This window comes from Aquirufa nivalisilvae (assembly GCF_003143535.1).
Lineage (GTDB): Bacteria > Bacteroidota > Bacteroidia > Cytophagales > Spirosomataceae > Aquirufa > Aquirufa nivalisilvae.
Genome location: NZ_CP029346.1, coordinates 2,922,535 through 2,945,362 on the forward strand (window position 1 = coordinate 2,922,535; position 22,828 = coordinate 2,945,362).

At 36.3% G+C, this 22,828-nt stretch carries 20 protein-coding genes and 1 pseudogene; 3 read left to right on the forward strand and 18 right to left on the reverse strand.

Annotated elements, in window-relative coordinates:
- Nucleotides 1–5: 5 nt before the first annotated feature.
- The 15 genes and pseudogenes from pseI to HME7025_RS12565 all read right to left on the reverse strand — a co-directional run bounded on the left by pseI (nt 6) and on the right by HME7025_RS12565 (nt 13,666).
- Nucleotides 6–1,045 (reverse strand): annotated as a pseudogene (pseI, locus tag HME7025_RS13590) (pseudaminic acid synthase).
- 7 nt (nt 1,046–1,052) lie between these two features.
- A complete protein-coding gene (locus HME7025_RS12505) occupies nt 1,053–1,913 on the reverse strand; it encodes a methionyl-tRNA formyltransferase (protein WP_109324547.1) in 861 nt (286 codons plus the stop codon).
- Nucleotides 1,910–2,470: a GNAT family N-acetyltransferase gene (locus HME7025_RS12510; RefSeq protein ID WP_109324549.1), complete on the reverse strand. Its 561-nt coding sequence runs from the start codon at nt 2,468–2,470 to the stop codon at nt 1,910–1,912. The genes HME7025_RS12505 and HME7025_RS12510 overlap by 4 nt, the downstream gene beginning before the upstream one ends.
- 15 nt (nt 2,471–2,485) lie before the next feature.
- Nucleotides 2,486–3,271 carry an imidazole glycerol phosphate synthase subunit HisF gene (gene hisF, locus HME7025_RS12515; RefSeq protein WP_109324550.1) on the reverse strand — a complete coding sequence of 262 codons (786 nt, stop codon included), beginning with the start codon at nt 3,269–3,271 and terminating at the stop codon, nt 2,486–2,488.
- Entirely contained in the window at nt 3,271–3,888 is a 618-nt protein-coding gene (gene hisH / locus HME7025_RS12520) for an imidazole glycerol phosphate synthase subunit HisH (RefSeq protein ID WP_109324551.1), read from the reverse strand. The genes hisF and hisH overlap by 1 nt, the downstream gene beginning before the upstream one ends.
- A complete protein-coding gene (locus tag HME7025_RS12525) occupies nt 3,889–5,076 on the reverse strand; it encodes an N-acetyl sugar amidotransferase (RefSeq protein ID WP_109324552.1) in 1,188 nt (395 codons plus the stop codon). It lies immediately after the preceding gene.
- A gap of 24 nt (nt 5,077–5,100) precedes the next feature.
- Nucleotides 5,101–6,408: an aminotransferase class III-fold pyridoxal phosphate-dependent enzyme gene (locus HME7025_RS13525; RefSeq protein WP_226998232.1), complete on the reverse strand. Its 1,308-nt coding sequence runs from the start codon at nt 6,406–6,408 to the stop codon at nt 5,101–5,103.
- Complete coding sequence (locus HME7025_RS13530) at nt 6,408–7,145, reverse strand: cytidylyltransferase domain-containing protein (RefSeq protein WP_226998308.1); 738 nt, start codon at nt 7,143–7,145, stop codon at nt 6,408–6,410. The genes HME7025_RS13525 and HME7025_RS13530 overlap by 1 nt, the downstream gene beginning before the upstream one ends.
- Complete coding sequence (locus HME7025_RS12535; RefSeq protein WP_109324553.1) at nt 7,142–7,990, reverse strand: aldo/keto reductase; 849 nt, start codon at nt 7,988–7,990, stop codon at nt 7,142–7,144. The genes HME7025_RS13530 and HME7025_RS12535 overlap by 4 nt, the downstream gene beginning before the upstream one ends.
- A complete protein-coding gene (locus HME7025_RS12540) occupies nt 7,987–8,535 on the reverse strand; it encodes a GNAT family N-acetyltransferase (protein ID WP_109324554.1) in 549 nt (182 codons plus the stop codon). Before HME7025_RS12540 ends, HME7025_RS12535 begins: the two co-directional genes overlap by 4 nt.
- Entirely contained in the window at nt 8,528–9,730 is a 1,203-nt protein-coding gene (pseC, locus tag HME7025_RS12545) for a UDP-4-amino-4,6-dideoxy-N-acetyl-beta-L-altrosamine transaminase (RefSeq protein WP_109324555.1), read from the reverse strand. Before pseC ends, HME7025_RS12540 begins: the two co-directional genes overlap by 8 nt.
- Nucleotides 9,731–10,744, reverse strand: coding sequence for a UDP-N-acetylglucosamine 4,6-dehydratase (inverting) (pseB, locus tag HME7025_RS12550; RefSeq protein WP_109324558.1), 1,014 nt, complete (start codon nt 10,742–10,744; stop codon nt 9,731–9,733).
- 20 nt (nt 10,745–10,764) lie between these two features.
- Nucleotides 10,765–11,823, reverse strand: a complete 1,059-nt coding sequence (locus HME7025_RS12555) for an NAD-dependent epimerase (RefSeq protein WP_109324564.1) — start codon at nt 11,821–11,823, stop codon at nt 10,765–10,767.
- 19 nt (nt 11,824–11,842) lie between these two features.
- A complete protein-coding gene (locus tag HME7025_RS12560) occupies nt 11,843–13,120 on the reverse strand; it encodes a nucleotide sugar dehydrogenase (RefSeq protein ID WP_109324565.1) in 1,278 nt (425 codons plus the stop codon).
- 6 nt (nt 13,121–13,126) lie between these two features.
- Entirely contained in the window at nt 13,127–13,666 is a 540-nt protein-coding gene (locus tag HME7025_RS12565) for a transcriptional regulator (protein WP_109324566.1), read from the reverse strand.
- A 192-nt stretch (nt 13,667–13,858) separates the two neighbouring features.
- Between HME7025_RS12565 and HME7025_RS12575 the strand changes: the two genes are divergently transcribed.
- From HME7025_RS12575 to HME7025_RS12585, 3 genes are all read left to right on the forward strand, one after another.
- Nucleotides 13,859–14,419: a sugar transferase gene (locus HME7025_RS12575; protein ID WP_109324569.1), complete on the forward strand. Its 561-nt coding sequence runs from the start codon at nt 13,859–13,861 to the stop codon at nt 14,417–14,419.
- Between the two features lie 229 nt (nt 14,420–14,648).
- A complete protein-coding gene (recJ, locus tag HME7025_RS12580) occupies nt 14,649–16,379 on the forward strand; it encodes a single-stranded-DNA-specific exonuclease RecJ (protein WP_226998233.1) in 1,731 nt (576 codons plus the stop codon).
- A 367-nt stretch (nt 16,380–16,746) separates the two neighbouring features.
- Nucleotides 16,747–17,172: a hypothetical protein gene (locus HME7025_RS12585; RefSeq protein WP_109324571.1), complete on the forward strand. Its 426-nt coding sequence runs from the start codon at nt 16,747–16,749 to the stop codon at nt 17,170–17,172.
- Between the two features lie 191 nt (nt 17,173–17,363).
- On the opposite strand, the gene HME7025_RS12590 is transcribed toward HME7025_RS12585, so the two are convergent.
- From HME7025_RS12590 to HME7025_RS12600, 3 genes are all read right to left on the reverse strand, one after another.
- The gene (locus HME7025_RS12590; RefSeq protein WP_109324575.1) at nt 17,364–19,787 is read right to left on the reverse strand and encodes a bifunctional YncE family protein/alkaline phosphatase family protein; all 2,424 of its coding nucleotides are present in this window, start codon (nt 19,785–19,787) and stop codon (nt 17,364–17,366) included.
- Nucleotides 19,788–19,890: 103 nt separating this feature from the next.
- Nucleotides 19,891–20,547 carry a hypothetical protein gene (locus HME7025_RS12595; protein WP_109324580.1) on the reverse strand — a complete coding sequence of 219 codons (657 nt, stop codon included), beginning with the start codon at nt 20,545–20,547 and terminating at the stop codon, nt 19,891–19,893.
- A 103-nt stretch (nt 20,548–20,650) separates the two neighbouring features.
- Complete coding sequence (locus tag HME7025_RS12600) at nt 20,651–22,822, reverse strand: c-type cytochrome domain-containing protein (RefSeq protein ID WP_109324581.1); 2,172 nt, start codon at nt 22,820–22,822, stop codon at nt 20,651–20,653.
- Nucleotides 22,823–22,828 lie beyond the last annotated feature (6 nt).

The window sequence follows — 22,828 nt, forward strand, 5'->3', positions numbered from 1 at the left end:
TTTTATTATTCAAGGCACCCAAAATCCAATCTAGTTCCTTTTTTAAAATTAGCATTGAATTTTTTATTTAACACTTCATTTAAATGCTTTGGATGCATTCCAAAGCCCGGTCTAATGGATCTAATATTTTTTTCTGTAGCTAACTCTCCTTCATTAACGTCTTCAACGATATACAAAGAGCGACTAAAATCTTTGCCCTTAGCCTGTTTTTCCGTTAACCGATAATCTACTTGCCCAATCGCTTTTTCGGCTTCTCTCACAGCTTTTACCATCTGTGCAAATTCTTCTTCGTTCATAGAAAATGAAGCATCAGGTCCACCAATTGATCGGTCCAGAATAAAATGTTTTTCAATAATTTTACCTCCAAATACTGTGGCAACAACTGGTGCTGTACTTCCTAAAGTATGATCAGATAATCCCGAAATAACATCAAATCGATTAGCCAAATCTTGTACCATGATTAAATTAGCTTCTTCTATGGGAGCTGGATAACTAGAAGTACATTTGAGTAAGGCAATATCTCTATTTCCCATTCGATAACAAGCCTCTAAAGCCAAGGAAATATCCTCTTCAGTGGCAATTCCCGTAGAAATAATGACTGGTTTTTGTTTAGAAGCCACGTATTCAATCAAGGGAATATCGGTTATTTCAAAAGAAGCAATTTTATACGCGGGAGTATGTAAGTTTTCTAAAAATCGACTGCCGTTTTATCAAAGGGAGAAGAGAAGCAAATTAATCCTTCGTCTGCTGCTGCTTTAAATAAAGCCTCATGCCATTCCCATGGGGTATATGCTTCTTGATACAAATCATAAAACGTTCTACCATCCCAAATGGAATTAGAACGTAATACAAAATCCTCATGGTCGCAATCGATGGTCAACGTATCAGCTGTATACGTCTGTAATTTTATAGCATCCGCACCCGAACGTTTTGCAGCTTTAATGGTTTCAATAGCTACTTCAAGACTACCATTATGGTTTGCTGAAAGTTCGGCAATGATAAAAACACCTGATTGCGCACTAATTTCAAAAGAACCTATCTTCATGTACTAATTAGTTTAAAATATCTCCTATGTGAATGGTTTGGTCAAAAGATCTTACTTGTTTCAATTGCACTACGCCATTGGGTGTTTTCACCAAAATTGGATTAACAGAAATAATTTGTCCATTGGGTTGATCAAAATGAAATCCTCTCTCAGCAAATACCAGCTCATCTATAATTAATTTCTTCCCTTGTAAATAAGAAAATGCCCCAGGATATGGGAATGCTTGAGCTCTCACCCAGTTTCTAATTCTTTCCCTTTGCCAATTCCAATTGATTTGACCGTCCTCTGGAGTCCTTTTCCCAAAATAGGTGGCTAATGAATCGTCCTGTTGCGTCAATTGATATGAACCAGATTCTATTTTAGTAAGAACATCTTTCAATATGGGAAAATAGAGTTTTTTATATTTTTCCAAAATCAAATTGCCTGTGTCTTCTGATTCAATTCTAACTTGGATTTGTTCTAATATGGGTCCAGTATCACAACCTTCATCTATCACATGTGCTGTAATCCCTGTCTCAGATTCGTTATTAATAATAGCCCAAACATGAGGCGTTCTACCTCTATATTTCGGTAGTAATGACCCATGAATATTAATTGCAAATTTAGAAGGAAGGCCAATTAGTTGATTATCAATAATATATAAATAGTTAACTGAAACTAGGACATCAATACTTTTATCTTTAATAAAGGTACTTGTCTTTTCATTTCTTGGATTTCCCACAAAAATTGGAATTGAATGAAGATTAGCATAATCCAAAATTTCCAAGGAATGCCTATCAGTAAAGACGAAAACAATATCATGGATCTCCCCAATTTTTATTAGAATTTCCGCTCCAAGTCCTCCACTTACTAATAAGCCTAACCTCATAGCTTATTCCATTTTGAATGAATAATGACGCTTTTAAATGCGTCATTGAAATAACAATGTTCCTTTAATTCCGCTTCTTTGATAAATCCATTAAGCTCTAAAACGGTATATAAATGCGGCCTCAAATCAAATGCATATACATAAATCTTATGCAACTGCAGTTCTTCAAATGCTACTTCTTCAATTAAATTTAAATAGATTGACCAATGTTTTTCAAAATTATCCTTTTCTAATTCTGTATTCATGATAAAGGAAATCTCAGCATTTCTATCCACCCAATTGATGTGAACTAGTCCGCCATATCCTATGCATGTATCGCCTTCCAAATATGAAAACAAAATCTGATTGGGCTGATCTTGATTGAAAAGGTTGGAGATGGTATTTGAAAAATAATTCCTCTGCTCCTGCTCCGTCAGTGGTTTATTTTGTCGCAAATGATAAATTTGCTCATTCCTCCACTTCATAATATCCAATTGATCTTTATCTCGAATTGGTACTATTTGAAAAAGACCATTGGTAAAGACTTGTTTTTTTAGCACTCTATACTCTCTGCCCATCTACCATCTAAATTTTCAATTTTGCATTCGAATCTCAACTCCCGCATTGAATATTTGAGAACGTGTTTGAATGAGGTTCTGATCACGGTGGGCAAAAAATGACCCTGCACAAACAGCTTCTACGTTAGCTAAGAGGAATGCATCTGAAAAATGCTTCGCTAAACCGCATCCTCCACCACAAATAACAGGTATGTTCACCTGTTGTACTAGGTTACTGGGAACTTGTAGTTCAAGGCCATTCCTCATTCCATCATGGTCTATGCAAGTCAAAAGTAATTCACCTGCACCCAACGCTTCAGCTTGGATGGCCCACTGAATGGGATCTATTCCTGTAGCAAGAGTTCCTCCTTGAGTGTATACTTGAAAACTTCCATCATTCTCTATTTTGTAATCTATGCTTACCACCACACATTGAGCTCCATATTTATTCGACATTTCTGTGATAAATTCTGGACTTTCAACCGCTTTGGTATTAATAGAAATTTTATCTGCACCATGAGATAATAATAAACGAAAATCATCGTCACTGGCTACACCTCCACCTACGGTCATCGGCATAAAAATCTCTTCTGAAACCTTAGCAATTACTTCACTAAGTGTTTTGATATTATTTGTATTACTCTCGATATTCAAAAAAATTAATTCATCGGCTGATTGATCTTGAAATATTTTTGATTGAGATACGGGATCACCTATTTCTATTTTATCGCCAAATTGCTTAGTTATGACCACAACTAACTTATTTGGATTATTTCTACTGGTTGCTAATTGCAATTTGGGTATCAATCTTTTCTTAGACATCAGGGTTTCCAGTTTATAAAATTTTCTAACACCGTTAATCCTAAATCTTGACTCTTTTCTGGATGAAACTGAGTAGCGAAAATATTATCCTTCATAATGGCAGCAGTAACCGTTTCCCCATGTTGATAGGTGGCAACTCTTTCCGCTTCATGACGAACCTGCACTTGGTAGGAGTGAACTAAATAGAAATCCGAATTTTCGGGTAATCCTTTAAACAAGGGTATTTGCTTGTCAAACTGAATGGTATTCCAGCCAATGTTGGGTACTTTCAGGGTCGAATTTCCGGGATTTAAACGAACAACATCTGCATCAAACCAGCCTAAGCATGTATGTGTACCACCTTCAAAACTCTGCTTTGCCATCACTTGCATCCCCAAACAAATACCAAGAGTAGGTTTCGCTAATTGGAGAACTTGTTCGTTTAGAGCTTTCGTAAAACCACTTTCATTCAATTTTAATATACACTGACTGATAGCTCCAACTCCAGGCAACACAATTCGATCTACCTGACTTAAGTCTTCTGGTTTACTACAAATTTTGACACTTACCCCCAGGTATTCAAAAGCATTGAATACTGATAATAAGTTCCCCATTCCATAATCGACAATTCCAATCATTTATTGAGACTTTCTCCAATTTTCAATTTGCACATCCGCTTCTGATCTATCCATTTTACCACTTCTTGTCCATTGATTGAAGTCTGGTAGCTTAGCTCCTGCTTCTTGTTCAAAAACATTTAGCTTCCAAGGCGAAACAGTATGACTCTGGGCAATTTCAAAAAATTCTGCTTCAGTTAGCCCCACCATTTCAAGAAAGATTTCTAAGCTTGCCGGTTTTTTGCCTTCAAATTCATCTATCATTTTCTCTCCATCTTCCCTGTCTAATCTTCCATGACGAATATCGATGGATGCCAAAGCAGTTGGTCGAGTATATCCACGCTTAATGTATTTAATATAATCTCTAACTCCCTGCATGTGGCATTCAATCTTCTCGTAATTATATTGAGGAGGTACATTTTCAACCAAATCTCCTTTCCAACCCAATTCATCCATAATGATTTTGGATTGAGTCTTTACATCCCAAGGTATATATGAACCAAGGCAAACGCTTTTGTAGTTAAGGGCTCTCAGCTCTTTCAAAGGAGGATAAGTATATGGTTTAAAGTCTCTTTCATCCAAATCACCTCCTAATCTCACAGCCATATCTAAGGCCGTAATTCCCAAATTCACAAAACGATTAAATCTTTTTTCATCCACTTCTTCAGGCTGATCATAGCTGTAATAGGAAGTATATTCAGCTGATGGCTCGCCCCAAAATATAAGTGGCACTTTATATTTAATTGCAATGTGCATGGGGTATGAAAAAATCCCCGTATGGCAGTGCCAACAAAAATCTCCTTTTTCTAAAAAGCTTTGCAACATTAATTTTTGCACCACCTTCCAATTGGGTGTAAATGAAATAAAATCAGCTCCTAGACCTCTTAGTACATTGATGGTGTTTTCATTTAAGTTTGGTCTTAGAAAACCATGATCAAAACGAACTACCAGTGGCTTGACTTTAAACTCTTTCATTAAATAATATAATGTCCAAACACTATCTTTCCCACCACTAAATGGAACGATACAATCGTAATCATATTTGCCCCTGTGCATTTCGATTAGTTCAGACAAATCCTTTTTTCTTGATTCCCAATCAATTTTTCCTTCCTTAAATTCAACTTGTCTGCAAATACTACAAACTCCCATTTCATCAAAAGAAATTGATTCATGAGTTTCTGGGAGTAAACATTTGGTGCACCTTTTCATTAGAATATTTTTTAAATATGAAATTTAATTTAGTCGTTTAAATCCTGCATGACAAACAGGCCCATCTAATAATTCATCGATGTTTTTTTGATCCTTTTCACATTCAGAAATTACACGGTATACTTGATCCAGAGCATTAAAGTAAGAAGTAAAATATGCTTCTTCATGTGCTACGGAGGCATAAAAATTGGTACTTGCTAGAAAACCCATTTTTAGCATTTCCTGCGTGAGATAGGTTTTATATTTTAATGCATTTTCTCCTGCAAATGAGTACGTAGATAGTGAAGGAATACCTGAGATTGAAATATTCAGTTGATGACTATCTGCTAACTTTTTCCATCCTCTCTGCATCTTCAACCCATTTTCGGTAATGATTTCCCAAGACTTTATTCGCCTCATTACTTCCAAGGTTTTCAAGGCAGCCGTTGGGCCAATTCTCTCTGTCCAAAATGTACTACTTATAAACGTTTTTTGAGCTGCTTCCATGACCTCTCTCTTGCCTACTACAGCTGTTAAGGCATAGCCATTGCCAATTGTTTTGCCAAACATAGCTACATCTGGTTCGACGCCATATTTTTTATATATCCCTCCATAGGTCTCTCTAAATCCGGAGGTACATTCATCAAAAATTAAAACTATATGATGTTTTGTGGCCAAATCTCGAACTTTTTGAAGAAAATTATCCTCAGGGCCGAAATTTCTGACAACTTCCATTTTAATCACTCCGATATCTTGATTCTTAATCAAGTTTTCCAACTCTTCTATGTTATTGTAATGAAAAGGGAAAACAGTGTCTTTCAGATTTTTGGGGACACCTGAAGGATCTAAACCTGGCAAAAGGTGCCCTGATAATCCATCGCCTTGGTTATGGTTAGTAGATAAATACCAATCATGCCAACCATGGTAACCACAAATTGCGACCTTATCCTTTCCTGAAGCCGCCCTAGCAATTCGAATAGCTATGGCATTTGCCTCGCCTCCACTTCTAGCAAATCGAACCATTTGTGCCCAAGGGTTCATTTGAATTAACTCTTCAGCTAACCAAACTTCTTCAGGGCAATTGAGCGTACTCATGTTACCATTTTGGACGGTTTGAATAACAGCTGCATCTACTTCATCATTGCCATATCCTAAGGTATTAGTACCAATACCCATAATGCACATATCTAAGTACTCTTTACCTTCAAGATCCCATACTTTACACCCTTTTGCCTTGCTATAATATGAAGGCCAATTGTCAGGTAAGAACATTTCTGGTCTTTTCGACAACAACATGGTTCCTCCAGGAATGAGTGTTTTAGCTTTTTTATATAATTCTTGACCTTTCCCCATTATTTATCATCTTTTTCTAAGGATTTAATATATCCTTCGTTTCGAACAATTTTTTGATTAAAGAACAAAGACTCATTCTCTTCAATATATTTTGTATACTCTCTCCAAATTAACTTACTTCCCAGTTTTGTAATTAAAAGTTTAATGGCATCAAAATCGGCCATTTCATCAACAGTAAGTCGAATATGATGATAATCTTCATTAAATTTGAATAAACTGGCTTCGTTTTCAAATTTTCTTCTCATGAAGGGAGTGACATGTTCCTTATCAGATAAAAGTATTGCATTAGTATAGGCATCTACTAAAATGCTATATGTGAAAACTTCTACATCTACACCATCTGGGAATTGCTCCGACGTTCGGCAATAATGTAACTTATTTTGAATAGCAAAATCTATCACATGATCAATTAATTTTGGGTCAATCAATGGACAATCAGATGTAATTCTCACTACATAATCTGGCCTTTCCACTAACTTCGTTGCTTCATAAAACCTTTTTAACACATTTGAAGTATCACCTTTAAAATACTTAATCCCAAAGTTTTTGGCAATTTCAACGATATCATTTGAATCGATTTCATTTGTAGTAGCAACAATCCAATCAGTAACTTTGTTTGACTGTAATGCTCTTTCTAGATGATACTCCAGTAAAGTTTTATTTTCAATTTTAAGCAAGATTTTCTTGGGCAATCTTGTTGAACCTATACGGGCTTGTGTAATTCCTAAAACTCTCACCAATTTGATGGATTTAATAATTCTGGATTTATAATTTTGATATTTCTGATGGCATGAATAGCCTTGTGAATATTTTTATTTGTGGAAATAAATGCAATATTTTCTTCTAATTGTTTTACAGAATCCACACCAATTACAACTTTGTCAATATTATCTTGATAATGTACAAAACTTAATGCTAAAGAGGCCATTGGAATTGAATACAATTTACTTATTTCATTCAATTGTGTTAGAGGGGCATTTAATGTTGCTAAGTTCCCTTGTAGACTAGATGGATTTTTAAAATATAAACCTTGCAAAAAAACTGATCTTACGTGAATTTCTGTATTTAAGTCTTTTAGCTTGTCAAATGATGTTTCAAATTTTCGATCTAATAAACTATAAGGAAATTGTACAATATCTGGAACATATCCAAGTGACAGCAGGGTATCAAGTTGTTCTGGATTGTATAAAGAATAACCTATTTTTAAAACTTTCTTTTCTAATTTTAACCTTACCAATTCATGCCAATACTCGGGATTTTCAATTAACACATTGGCATTGTGAGCCATATATCCATAAAGTAGTGATGTTCCAAGGTTTTTTGAAGAATTTAGAAAGTGTTCATAAATATTTTCCTTTCTAGTAACATTTGGAAATTTTGAAATAAACTGGAATTCGCCTTGTGATAATTGACCTAGTCGAAACTCCGCATCTCCGTATGCTGCCGCAGTATCTATGATGTTTATTTTGTTTGAAATTGCCTTGTGTAGAATTCCTCTTAACTCTGCATCAGAAGGTATTCCACAAAAATTATTAATTCCATAATTAATTCCAAACTGGACGCTCCCAATTACAAATTTCATATTTTATTAAATTCAACCTTGGGATTCGATAATCCCATTCGAAAACAATTACAATTCATGTTATTATAAATTCCATGATTTTCAAGAAATTGTTCTTGTACAAATCCTAAATTTATGTACAATTGAACAGCATTAAAATTGTTTTCTATTACTCCAAGTGTAATCTTTTTAAGATCAATTGCGTTAAAACAGAAATTAATAATACATAAGGATGCTTCCTTTGCATAGCCTTTATTCCACTCACTTTTATCGCCCATAAGAATTCCATATTCACCATATCCTTTTTCTTCATAAATAGGGTCAATCTTTATGTTTCCAATATGCTTCAAATTTTCTTTTAAATGGATTCCCCAGAAATAAATATTTTTATTTTCAACTTCTTCTAGATATTGGTTGAGCTTTTCCATTGTATAATCACCTCCATTATCTAAATACATATTTACCTCCGGATCATTTAACCAACTGACGTATTTTTCAGATAAATGAAGCATCGAAAGAGGTTTCAGAATTAATCTCTCTGTATGTAGCTCAATTGCTCTAGTCATTGACAAATGAATTAATTTTATCAATTACATATAGTTGCTCTTCTTCCGTTAACGAAGGATAAATGGGCAAACTAATGCACTTTGAATAATATTCTTCAGCAAATGGCATGTCTCCAAGTTTATACCCTAAGTTTTTATAATAAGGCATTAGATGTATAGGAAAATAATGAATTTGGGCAAAAATATCATTCTCTCGTAAAAAATTATAAAGGCCTAACCTATTCTTTAATTGAATAATATATAAATGATGTGCATTTCTAAATTCGGATTGGGCTTTATTGAAAATAATTTCAATATTTTTATTATTTATAAAAGCTTCATTGTATTTGGAAGCAATTTCCAACCTTCTTAAAATACCTTCATTGGCTCTTTCTAATTGACTTTTACCTAAGGCTGCCTGAAAATCTGTTAGTCTATAATTATAACCAAGTTCCTGCATTTCCATATACCAACCTGGATAATTTGAGTCACTTGCATCTCCCCCAGCCTCTAAAATTGAATTTTTAAATAATGATGGGTCTCTCGTTATCCCATGAGTTCTTAATTTTAAAATTCGTTCATATAGCTCTCTATTATTTGTCGTAATCATTCCCCCTTCGCCACAAGCTATATGTTTAACAGGATGAAATGAAAATATTGCTAAATCTGCGAAAGCACCATTTCCCGAATTCTGCCGTTTACCTGTTCTATCTCTATAAAATGCCCCTGGTGCATGACATGCATCTTCAATGATCCAAAGTCCAAATTCATCTGCGAGTTCTCTAAATTCATCCATCTGAATTGGGCGCCCTCCGAAGTCAACGGGAATAATTCCTTTAAACGTACCTTCTGGAGATGAACTTAATAAGTTCCTTACTAATTTGATATCAAGCAATAACGTTTCTGGATCAATATCAGAAAAAACAACATCTCCTCCACAATAACGAATGCAATTTGCCGTAGCCGAAAAGGATAATGGTGGAACTATTACCTTGTCTCCTGGCTGAACATATAATGCCATAGCACAGAGATGCAATGCCGCTGTTCCATTAGTAACAGCTATTGAATAACTAGAACCAATATAGTTATTGAATGCTTTTTCAAATTCTTCAATTTTAGGGCCTTGAGTAAGAAAATCTCCCTTTAAAACCTCAATAACAGCATCGATATCTGTTTCGGTAATATGTTGTTTTCCGTATGGAATAATCTTTCTCATTTACAAAGGCTTAAATTCAGCGTCTAAATGCTTTATAATTAATTCTCTAAGACTTTCTATTGTTTCCCAGGAGTCGTTATTTCCCGACGAATAATTAAATCCATTGGGAACTTCCATGGCATTGAATTGCTTAATATATTCAATGAGATCCCAATTGGGTACTTGTGGAAGAATAACAAAGTATTTACCTAAATCATATGTGGTAAATGAATCAGAAATGGTAATCATTTCTTCGTGAATTTTTTCACCTGGTCTTATTCCCAAAATTTTATGCTCACAGGATGGAGCTATTGCATTGGCAACATCCAAAATTCTGTAAGAAGGTATTTTAGGGACAAACAACTCTCCTCCCCATGCATTTTCAAGAGCATGCAGAACCATTTCAACTCCGTCTTTTAAGGATATATTAAATCGAGTCATAGTTGGGTCTGTAATAGGGATTACACCATCTTTTCTTTTTTGTAAAAAGAACGGTATTACTGACCCATTTGAACCCATTACATTACCATATCTAACGACAGAATATCTAATATCTTTTGATCCTTTAATATTGTTTGCTGCTATAAATAATTTATCTGAAGTTAATTTTGTAGCACCATAAAGATTAATCGGAGCACATGCCTTATCTGTAGATAATGCTACTACTCTGGTAACACCAGATTCCAAAGTCGCTTTTATCAAATTTTCAGCACCCCCGATATTAGTCTTTACGCATTCATCAGGATTGTATTCTGCAATATGAACATGTTTCATCGCCGCTGTATGTATCACGTAATCTATTCCTGTTAAAGCTCTTTTTAATCTTTCTAGGTCTCTAACATCTCCAATAAAATACCTTATAGCAGGATAAGCAGAATCGGGATATTCTTGAGCCATTTGAAATTGTTTCTGTTCATCTCTTGAATAAATTACTAAGCGCCTTATATCAGGCCATCTTTCTAAAATGATTTTAGTTAATTCTTTACCAAGCGAACCTGTGCCTCCTGTAATTAAAATTGACTTTCCAGATAACATATTATTGACTTTTCGTTGTATTAATTAAAAAAATTAAGATACCAATCTACAAAATTACTTATACCCGTTTTTACTGATGTTTCGGGCTTAAAATTGATAACTTGTTGCAAATCCTCTACATCAGCAAATGTAGCTTTTACATCCCCCTCCTGTAACGGCAAGTAGTTAATAATGGCTTTTTTATTCAACTTGGCTTCTAATGCATGAATGAAATCCATTAAGTTTACGGGATTATTATTGCCTATATTGTAGATTCTGTAGGGTGCACTAGAAGTATTACCATGTGGATTAAGTGCATCCCAATTTTCATTTCTAGAAGGTATTTTAAGAATCAATCTAGAAATTGATTCAATTATATCATCCACATAAGTGAAATCTCTTATCATTTTCCCTTCATTGAACACATTAATCGGAGTTCCATTTAAGATGGCTTTTGTAAATAAAAACAATGCCATATCAGGTCTTCCCCATGGACCGTAAACAGTAAAAAAACGCAAACCAGTAGAAGGTATATCAAATAAATGGCTATAGGTATGGGCCATCAATTCATTACTCTTTTTGCTAGCAGCATAGAGTGAAATTGGGTGATCAACATTGTCTAGAGTAGAAAATGGCAATTTTTGATTGAGTCCATAAACACTTGATGAACTTGCATATAACAAGTGCTTTATTTTATGATTTCTTGAGGCCTCTAATATATTTAAAAATCCAACAATGTTAGATTGAATGTAGATGTCAGGATTAGTCAAACTATATCGAACTCCAGCTTGAGCGGCTAAATTTACAACATAATCGAAAGTTTCTTTTTCAAAAACATATTCGATAAACTCCTTATTTTCTAAATTTCCTTTATAGAACGAATAATTGCCATCAGTTTCACTAATTACTTTTACGCCTTCTCCTATTTGATTTTTATCAATGCCACATTCTGATAATCGACCATATTTTACATTTACATCATAGTAATCATTGATGTTATCAATGCCGACTACAGTATAATTTAACTTTAAAAGCTTTCTAACTAAGTTAAATCCGATAAAACCAGCAGACCCTGTAACTAGTATTTTATTTTTTTCCATTCTAACAAATATTAATTCTTTACAATCTCATATCTACAATATCCTTGGATAAAAGACCTTTTACATCAAAAATCACATGTATATCTTCTAAAAAAGTTAAATAATCAAGTTTAAGAAATTGTTTGTGTCCAACAGCTAATACAATGGCATCAAATTTCTGATTAGCAGGTATTTCTTTAGTTGAATCAATACCATATTCTCTTTTAATTTCCAATTCATCAGCCCATGGATCTACCAAAGTCAAGTTCAAATCATACGTATTTAATTCATGTATTATATCGATAACTTTTGTATTTCGAACGTCTGGACAATCTTCTTTGAAAGTAAAACCTAAAACTAAAACACGGGCATTTTTAATTTTAATGTCTTTTTTAAGCATCAACTTAATCGTCTCATTGGCTACATATGCTCCCATCCCATCATTTAATCTTCTTCCTGCTAAAATTATTTCTGGATGATAACCAACTTCCTGAGCTTTTTGAGCTAAGTAATATGGATCTACTCCTATGCAATGACCTCCAACTAACCCTGGCTTAAATTTCAGAAAATTCCATTTTGTAGCAGCTGCATCCAACACTTCATTCGTATCAATGCCTAAAAGATTAAAAATTTTAGATAATTCATTGACAAATGCGATGTTTATATCTCGTTGAGAATTTTCGATAACCTTAGCAGCTTCAGCTACTCTAATGTTACTGGCTTTATACGTTCCTGCTACAATAATTGACTTATATATTTGGTCGATAACTTCAGCTATTTCAGGTGTTGAACCTGACGTAACTTTCAATATTTTAGTTACAGTATGTTCTTTATCTCCAGGATTAATTCTCTCTGGACTATATCCTGCAAAAAAATCGTGGTTATATTTTAACCCACTAATTCTCTCTAAAACTGGCACACATTCATCTTCAGTAACTCCAGGATAAACTGTGCTTTCATAAATTACAATATTACCCTTGCTTAGAACGCTACCAACTGATTCACTAGCTTTAATTAATGGAGTTAAAACGGGTCTATTATATCGATCAGTGGGTGTTGGAACTGTAACGATGTAAACATCACAATCTTGAATATCTTTCAAATCAGTGGATACTGAAAATAAACCATTGGTTATTGAACTTAACAAGTAGTCGTCAGAAATTTCTAGAGTAACATCTTTCCCTTGTTTTAGTTGAGAAATTCTGATTTTATTAATATCAAAACCTATTGTTTTGAATTTTTGACCAAATTCTACAGCCAATGGCAATCCCACATAACCCAAACCAATAACTGCTATTTTCTTATCTGTTAAATGCATTTGAATCTAATTTAATAAATGAAAATACGGTCCATTAAAATTGTCCAAGAAAGCATGTTGTTCTTGGCTGGCATAAACCGCTACTCGTATTTTTTTCTGGGGAATAAGTCCCTCAGCCTTCTGAATTAATTGATATAAATAGTCTTTATCCACGTCACCAATCAACACTAAATCTACAAAAGGAGAATCTTTCCCTTCTGCTAAATCTCCCGTCAGATATACCTTTTCTACGTTTCCTAATTTGTCAATTACTTGTTCAATGATTTGATCCAAACCCACAAATTGCATGATAATTCCTCGTAGGGAGCTGAACATCGGGTGTGCCGTATTGACGGCATAATGCTTCACCTTGGTATTGTCTGGATCTACCTGAACTTTAATCAGGTGCATCTCATTCAGCTTATTCAATTCCAAACGGACCGTATTACTACTCACCCCTAACTCCCTTTCTAGACCACGTAAGTATACCTTACTTGCTGGATTAAGCAGGAGTTTGGTCAATAGCTTGACACGTATTTTACCAGAAAAAATGGAATCTAATTGCAAAGAAAAAGAGATGGCTTACTATGGCTTCGCCCACCTGACTCACATATTGTGTGAGCAGACTGATACAAAATTGAGTAACAAAAATAAACTTTTTCATCTAAAGAGGGAAATATTATTTATTATGTGGCACTTTATTTCCGAAGAATCCCTCATAGGCTTCAAATTGCCTATATTTGTATCAAAAATTAGACCATGAAGCGAATATTTGATTTACTTTTAGCCCTCGTTTTAAGCCTAATTCTTATAATTCCTGCCATTTTTATCTCAATTTTGGTGAAATTCACCTCCCCTGGACCTATTATCTATTGGTCTACCCGCATGGGTAAAAATAATGTCCCTTTCCCCATGCCCAAGTTCAGAACCATGTTGACCAATACCCCTGTAGTGGCTACGCACTTACTGAGCAACCCTGATCAATTTCTAACACCCATTGGTTCTTTCCTAAGAAAATCGAGTTTAGATGAAATCCCCCAGTTATGGTGCATCCTGAATGGCGACATGTCGTTTGTGGGCCCACGTCCTTCGCTTCCTAGTCAGGCAGATTTAAATACTGCCAGAACTCAAGCTTCGGTACATACTTTAGTACCTGGACTTACCGGCTGGGCTCAAGTCAATGGCCGGGATGAAATTCCTAATGAACAAAAAGTGGCATTCGATGCTGAATACCTCCAAAAACAATCTTTTCTTTTTGATCTGAAAATCATGTGTTTAACTGCTTGGAAGGTGGTGAAGCGGGATGGGGTGGCACATTAAGTAATGTAGAATGAAGAATGTAGAATTAAGAATGAAGGTTTTTGCATTATAAAATCAAGCAATTGATAATCAATTATTTTAATTATTTAATCTGGGGATAATTATAGAGATTTAATGATTAAAAACCTGTTTAATAAATTCCTAATTGAAACATCCTCCTATTCTTCCATTTTAAGCCTTATTAAAAAAAACAGTCATACTATTTTGTACCTCTACAAGCCGACCCTCTATGTTGCCTAAAAAGAAATGGACGCTGTTGCCTCCTCCCGAAAAAGAAGCATTACAACAGCTATCTCATGAATTAAGTACCGTTAAAAATCCATATTTCTTACAATTACTTTTATCCAGAGGAATACAAAACTTTGAACAAGCCAAAGCTTTCATGCTCCCTGAAATAGCTTCCATCCATGATCCTTTTTTGATGAAAGATATGGACAAAGCCGTGGAACGGCTTGGCCTCGCCTTGGAGACTGGTGAGAAAATATTGATTTATGGTGATTATGATGTGGACGGGACTACTTCTGTAGCGCTGGTTTATGGATATCTAAGTGAGATTCTTGGGGCGGATTGCGACTATTACATTCCCGACCGATATACCGAAGGCTATGGGGTTTCTCAAGCTGGTGTTCAATATGCCCAAGACAACGACTATAGCTTAATTATTTCTTTAGACTGCGGCATTAAAGCCCATGAGAGAGTCGCTTGGTGTAATGAGCACGGCATCGATTTCATAGTATGTGATCACCACTTACCCGATGAGGTACTTCCAAATGCCTTGGCTGTTTTAGATCCTAAACGAAAAGATTGTACCTATCCATTTAAAGAATTGACAGGTTGTGGCGTAGGTTTCAAACTCTTACAGGCATTTATAGAAGCTAATTTTTTAGAGCCTGAACCGCTCTGGGAACGAATCGATTTACTGGCGTGTAGTATAGCTGCCGACATGGTTCCTATCATTGGAGAAAATCGAATATTAACCTATTTTGGTTTAGAGAAGCTAAGTAAAAACCCTTCTCCTGGATTAGCATACTTACTTCAAAATGCAGGAAGGACTGCTCCAATTCAGGTTACTGATATTGTATTCTCCATCTCTCCTGTCATCAATGCCGCTGGTAGAATGGATCATGCGCATGGTGCTGTTAAATTACTATTGGCTTCTGACACGCTCGAAGCTAGTCAATTAGCCGAGGCCGTTTTGAAACAGAACCAAAGTCGGAAGGAAGTAGAAAAGGAAATTGTTCAACAGGCCTTAGAAATCTTCCAACAAGATGCATTTTTACCAACAGCCTTTTCTACGGTACTTTTTCACGCTTCTTGGCACAAAGGTGTAGTGGGCATTGTGGCAAGTAAAATACAGGAACACTATTATCGTCCAACCATCATTCTCACTGAATCGAATGGCCATTTAGTTGGTTCTGCTCGTTCTGTCAAAGGCTTTGACATTCACGCTGCACTAGAATCTTGTGCGGATTTATTGGTTCAGTTTGGAGGACATACCCATGCAGCAGGCTTACATCTCAAACCAGAAGATTTACCAGCCTTTATTCAGCGGTTCGACGAGTTAGTCAAAATAGGTCTAACAGAAAATCCTCCACAAGCGGAGTTATTGATTGATATGGAAATTCCACTTTCTGCCCTCAACTTAGCTTTTCACGACAAATTATTAATTCGACTTTCTCCTTTCGGACCGGGAAATATGATTCCACTTTTTCAAAGTAATCAACTTTTCCAAACGGCTCCACCCACCATATTGAAAGAGGCGCATCTGAAATTATTTGTCCAAGACAAACCTGAAAACCCAGCCATGGAGGTTATCGCCTTTAACCTTCGTGCCGACTTCTACGAAGGCTTAATGGAAGCATATCTGAATCAGAAGCCCATTTCATTGGTCTATCACCTAGAAGTAAATGAGTTTAGAGGAAACCGTAAGCTGCAATTGAGAGCTTTGGATATGGCATAACGGTGACTTCGAGGGCCTCAGCCACCATAGAATCAATATCAACTTTACAATAACGGTGACTTCGAGAACCTCAGTCACCTTCTTCTATTGATTTATATAATGGAAGAATCATGTTGAGTTTGAGAAACTCAGCAACCGAATAATAACCATTTAGCAAACTAATACGGTGGCTGAGGTTCTCGAAGCCACCGTATATTAACCATCTAATAAACTAGTAAGGTGGCTGAGGTTCTCGAAGTCACCGTATAATAACCATCTAATAAACTAGCAAGGTAGCAGAGGTTCTCGAAGCCACCGGCTGGGAGCTGATGTTTGTCATTTTTAATTCTTTCAGCTTCTCTTAGTTTTGAACCAAAGGATTTAGCTTATGGAAAGAAAAACAATCATTTGGTTCAGTAGAATCTCCTTGTTTATCATCTACTTTTGGTTCGGTGCGCTAAAAGTAGCAGGGATTTCTCCAGCAGAAAAATTAGTAGAACATTTGTATGAGGCTACCTTGCATCAGGCATTAGGCTTAGATACTTTCTCTTTTTATTTCGGATTTATTGAATGTGCTTTAGGTCTAATTTGGCTATTTCCAGCATTTACATCTTGGGCATTTTACGCTTTGATATTGCACCTTATCACGACTTTTCTTCCGACTGTCTTTCTCCCAAATGATACTTGGCAATTCATATTTACTCCTACTTTGGTAGGACAATACATCATTAAAAACCTAGCTCTATTATCTACCGCTTGGTTTATTCGTGAGGCACATACGGTGGCTTCGAGAGGCACAACTATTCTACGGTGACTTCGAGTACCTCAGTCACCGTTATTGAGGAATTAATAGACATTCAAAGTTGGATTATTCATTTAAAGCCAATGCTATTGTTGAAAGGCACAGCTATTATACGGTGACTGAGGTTACTCGAAGTCACCGTTATTGAGGAATTGATAAACATTCTACGATAGCTGAGGTACTCGAAGCCACCTTTGAATATATCAATCATCATCTTGGTCTTTTTTCTTAACAGGAAAGATAAAGGCAGCCCGCTTTGGTCCAGGAAATGGGACATTTCCTTTCAATCCATGCCATAACACTCGATTAAACGCTACATCGTTATTAGCATCTTCCTTTTCAAAATTGAATAATTCTGATTGCCTTTGCCATTGATTCTGAACCACATTTTTCTCCAATAAGTTAATTTGAGGAACGATGGCTTTAAAGTCAAAGGGCTTAGCCACTGAATCAAAGCTTTTCCACATAGGCATAGCCGCAGCATCATACTGCGTCATGGGAGGTAAACCTAAAATCAATTCCATGGTACGTAACATGGAACTTGTTGTATACATGGTATGATCCACAAAATTCCTTTTGACAAATCCACCTGCCACATAAGCTGTACTCCGATGTGCATCTACGTGATCGGCACCGTTTTGAGCATCATCTTCCAAAATAAAGACCGCTGTTTCATTCCAAATAGGGCTTTTTGCTAATGTTTCGATCAATTGCCCAACTGCTAAATCATTGTCAGCCACGTGTGCATAGGGTGTTGGCTTCCCAATGCGCAACCCTTCTGTATGGTCATTTCCCATGCGTAATGAATTAAATCGGGGGACACGATTCTCTTTAACCATCTGTTCGAATTCCTTCTTCCAAATTGCCAAGCGTGTTGTATCCTGAATAGCCAAATTATAACTTGGAAATGTCGGATGAAAATGATTATTCAATATGGGAATATTAGCCTTTCCATTGGACACAAATTCCCCATAGGTTCTAAATGAAACCCCATATCGATTACATTGATCCCAGATGTATCCATTCTTATTTTGAGATACACTACGCTCTGCCTCTCCATAAATTCCTCCTCCCCGTCCACCGTAGCTAGTAGGCCAACTTTTCTCCATATAATCTGTGGCATATGCTCCCATGGTCCAATGGTGGCCATCTGCACTCACTTCAGCATCCACATAAAAATTATCTAATAGCACAAATGACTCGGCAATCGCGTGTTGATTGGGGGTATATTTCTTTCCAAAAAGCAATAATGTCGTATCTCCATTGCCCCCTTTTACATCTGCCAAAACTTGATCATAGGTTCTATTTTCCTTAATCACATAAAACACGTATTTAATGGGAGATATTTGCCCCGCCTTCATAGGAATTGGAAAACCAGGAGCCTGCTTATCAGCCACATCAGATTTCTCAGGTTGATAGGCTGAGTTTTGATATACCGCCTTCGTATAAACAGGCAAATCTTGAGACTTAGGCCTAGGAATAACACTCATTGTTCCTTTAAACATGGAGCCTATATATTGTACTTCCTTGGGAGCATTGGAATCTCCTGCATGTAAATTCACTTCTTCTCCTTTTCTAATTGGCCTTGGACCATAAGGATTAGCCATAGAAGTATTCCCTTTTCCATTGATGACCCAAATTTGATTTTGAATCACTTTGACATTACTGGGATACCAACCAACAGGGATAAAACCTTTAGCTAGACTTTTTCCAGGGATATTAACATCAAATACAGCAAGGCAATTATTATCCGCATTGGCGATGTACAAATAGTTACTTTTAGGATCTATGGCCAGTCCATTGGTGGTAGATCCTGCTGGAGAATTGGGATATAAAGCTACATCCAAGGTTTCAATCACTTTCTGCGATTTCAAATCAATCACTGAAACACTATTGTCATTGGCATTACAAACCATCAACGTTTTTCCATTGGGATGGAGCACCATTTCGTTAGGGTTATCTCCTACTTCGATGGACTTCTTCCATAAGTTCGCCTTTAAATCAAATACCAAAACTTGATTACATCCCCAGCAAGAAATATATAGTTCATTATTAGAAGGACTTAACAAACACATGTATGCTTCTCCATCTAGGCCAAATTGTTGAAGTACTTGATTATTCTTAGGATCAACTATATACAGACTGCGATTATCTCGAGTCACTACATATAATCTTTGACGTACATCATCAAAGGCTAAACCCGAGGGAGCAATTCGGTTGGGCCAAGCATCTCCCAATTTGATTTCCCCCTTTAAGCTCAACTTGCCAGCATTTATTCCTAAATGAAGAATCTTATTATCATGACCTCCCGAAACAAATAATTGTGAATCATCCGAATTAAATGCTAAACCATACCAAGCTTTGGCCACCGTCATGGAATCAACCACCTGTTGCTTAGCAATATCAATGAGATAAACACTGTGTTTACTTTGCCCATTATTTGTCACCGCAGCCCATTTTTTGGAATGACTAATGACCATATTGAGGGGCAAATCTCCTAATGGAAACGATTTACCTGCTGGACTCAATTTCCACCCATTGGGTAAAGAAACGGTTGTACCTATATGTTGGGCATAAGTGAAAAAAGAAAAGCACAACATGCTCAATAATAAACATAGCTTTTTCATGGTTGTATGAGGTTTATATTAGCAAGTTAAGGGAAGTCCTTAGTAATACAAATATGCGCAAGTAAACAGTTTGTTAAATACCCTTGCACACCTCAAAATCAAGCTATAAGCTTATTCTCACAAAGACCCCTGTATTCAACTTTTCAGCTTTGAAAGGGCCATAATAATCGAAGTTCATACCAATACCATAGGTAAATTTCTGGCGACTAATACCCGCCCGAAATGTATACCCACTGCGGGCATGAATTCCTCCATCCAATACTTGATTATACAACAATTGACCTCTTGTATATAGTCGGGTTTTAGGATTCAAGGAAGGCTTGAATTCCACTAAACTCACTACTTCCATATTGGTGGTAGGTAAAAGACAAATATTAGGAGATACTAAAAGCAACCACGTGGGGTTTGCTTTGAAATACTGGACACCTACCAAGGGTACTAATCCGAGTTTAAAATGCCACTGTGCACCAGCACTTGCTTTGAAATTATTACCCAAGTCGTAGTTAATCGTATTCACTACGACAATTTCTGTTTCTTCGTTTTTGTTATGGTAATCTACCGCCCCATTGGTCACATTAAAAAAAGAGAATTTCCCTTTTGCATCAATGGATTTATTAAGAATCAATTGAAAATTCATTCGGTTATTTCCAAACATCACTTCAACAGGAGTAGGTGCTGGAGGAGGTGCTGATTGCTGAGATAATAAAGTAGTACTTCCAAATAGTAAAATACTCCCTAGCAATAAAAGGCCATTTTTCATGGCGACAAATATAGAAAGGAAATTTTAGCAGAAAACTATATTCTTCTCTGTGTCATATATAAAGCGACAAAATCCCTAATTCCTCAGGATGAAATCGCAACTGCTAATTAAAAAACATCTCATCGACCAAAAATAAGGCACGCTTATCTTTAGAAGGATGCCAACCTGGAATTTTCTCCAGCGGCTTAGCCACTATTTTGATGTATTTAACGGTTGAAGGCTTAAACCTAGTCCCAATCAAAGGAAGGGTGTGTGGGAAATTTTCCTTGGGAATAGCTGGCTTAAACTTGGCCATCAGTTTCCATTGATTTTCAATGGTGGCTCCCCAAACTTCCACGGATTCAGGAGGGAAAATCCCCGTTTGAGTTTCTACCATGATTCTTAGCTCAACAGATGAAAGCGTAATGGCTTGCTTAAACATGGTCACTAAGACCAAATCATTATTCCTAACTCCCGCCCAATTATTGGCCCATGCTGGACTATTGGCATTGAAGGACCCCAGCCTACCATCAAAAAAAGTCTTGGCTCCCGCAGCTTGATGTACCCGATTGAGTGGCGTCAATAGAACTGCACTATCAGGTCTAAAATGTCCTCGATAAAAATCGAAGATAGCCTCTTCACTTCCTATCCATCCTGGTTTAAAGGCTCTAGCCCGAATAGAAGTATTTTGGTTCAACCGCAAATTTCCTGCAAAAATGGAAGATTTAGCACTATCAGGAATACTTCCATCTGTAGTATAACGAATCTCAACCCCTTTAATAGGGTGCCCTAATTGAGCCTCAATATACTCGTCAAAAATGGTCGATGGATTCTTTACCTGAGGTGGGTTTAATTTCAATGGATTGCTTCCATCATCTTGAAAACCTCCAACTACTTGAATTCCCTTTAATTGCTTTTGGAGGATTTGAATATCTTCTCGACTCAATCCCGCATCCCAAACATATACCTTTTTTAGGTTAGGTATGGCTTTCAAGGCAGAAGCCAATCCAGCTGCTCTAAGTTTCGTTCCTGAAATCGACAAAACCATTAATTCTTTCATGCCTGCCAATTCTTTCAAACCTACCTCCGAGATGTCTGTAAAATTCAAATTCAACGTATGCAGGTGTTCAAAGATTTTCACAAAAGCTAGATCAGCATTTTGAACAGGCATTTTTGCCAAACTTAAGGTGACTATTTGTTCCTTAATCTCTTTCAATTCCTCCAGCTTAGGGGCTTTGTATTGCGCTTTATTAAAGAAATTCACCGATAAGGCAGGCGAGTCTTTAGCAAAAAGCATAATCGTTCTATACTCATTTGATAGTTTTTGAATCGTCTTTTCATCTGCTTCTTGGAAATCAAATTCTTCCTCTTTGGGACCAGAAGACGCTAATAGTTTAGTAGATAATATTCGTAAGGAATCCGTGGAAGCTAAATCCACAACTTTCTTGGTAAACGAAGCTTTTTCTTTCACCCACCAGCTTAGTAATTGCAACTCATCATCACTTAACTGAGGTTTCCCAATAGGCGGCATGTGTTTTTTGTCATCAATAGATAAATGTGCACGCTGGATTAGCAAACTTAACTCGGGTTTTCCTGCCACAAATAATGGCCCCGTTTTACCACCTTTAGCTATGGACTTAGCATCTGTCAATAAAAGCTCTCCCTTTATTTTATCTGGATTATGACATGCCACACATTTCTTTTCTAAAATGGGTTGTACTAAGTCTTGAAATACTACTGCCTCCTCTAATGGTACTGCTTGATTTTTCATCAATGGCTCCAATACAAAGTTGCCGCCATGTGTCAGATTCCCTCCAAAATGTCCTACCAATACTAACATCAATGCCATGGATATCGACATGCATTTGGCCCAAGTAACCTGATACCAACTCCTACTACGAATCCAATAAATTAGTGAAGCAAATAAATAAGTCCCAACTCCCAACCAACGATGCCAATACAAATCTCCACCACCGTAGCCGGGTTCTTTGGCTAAAAAAATACCCATCATGACGGTAATACCCGAGCTCAATGCTCCTACCAAAATCAGCAATTGAGTTATCTGAAGATAGGTTTTATTCTCCTGTAGGCTCGCTTGAAAACGGAAAAATTCCATGAACATCGCCAACAATAACAAAACAATGGGGAAATGCAGAAGAAGCGTATGGAGTCGGCCGAAAGGCTGCAAAAACAAAGGTATTTTTAACTCACTTTCAAAAACCAGTAAAAAGCCTACAAAGAAAAAAGAGGCTAATAATACTTGTTCTAATATACCGGTAAGCTTACTATTCTTCATATAAAG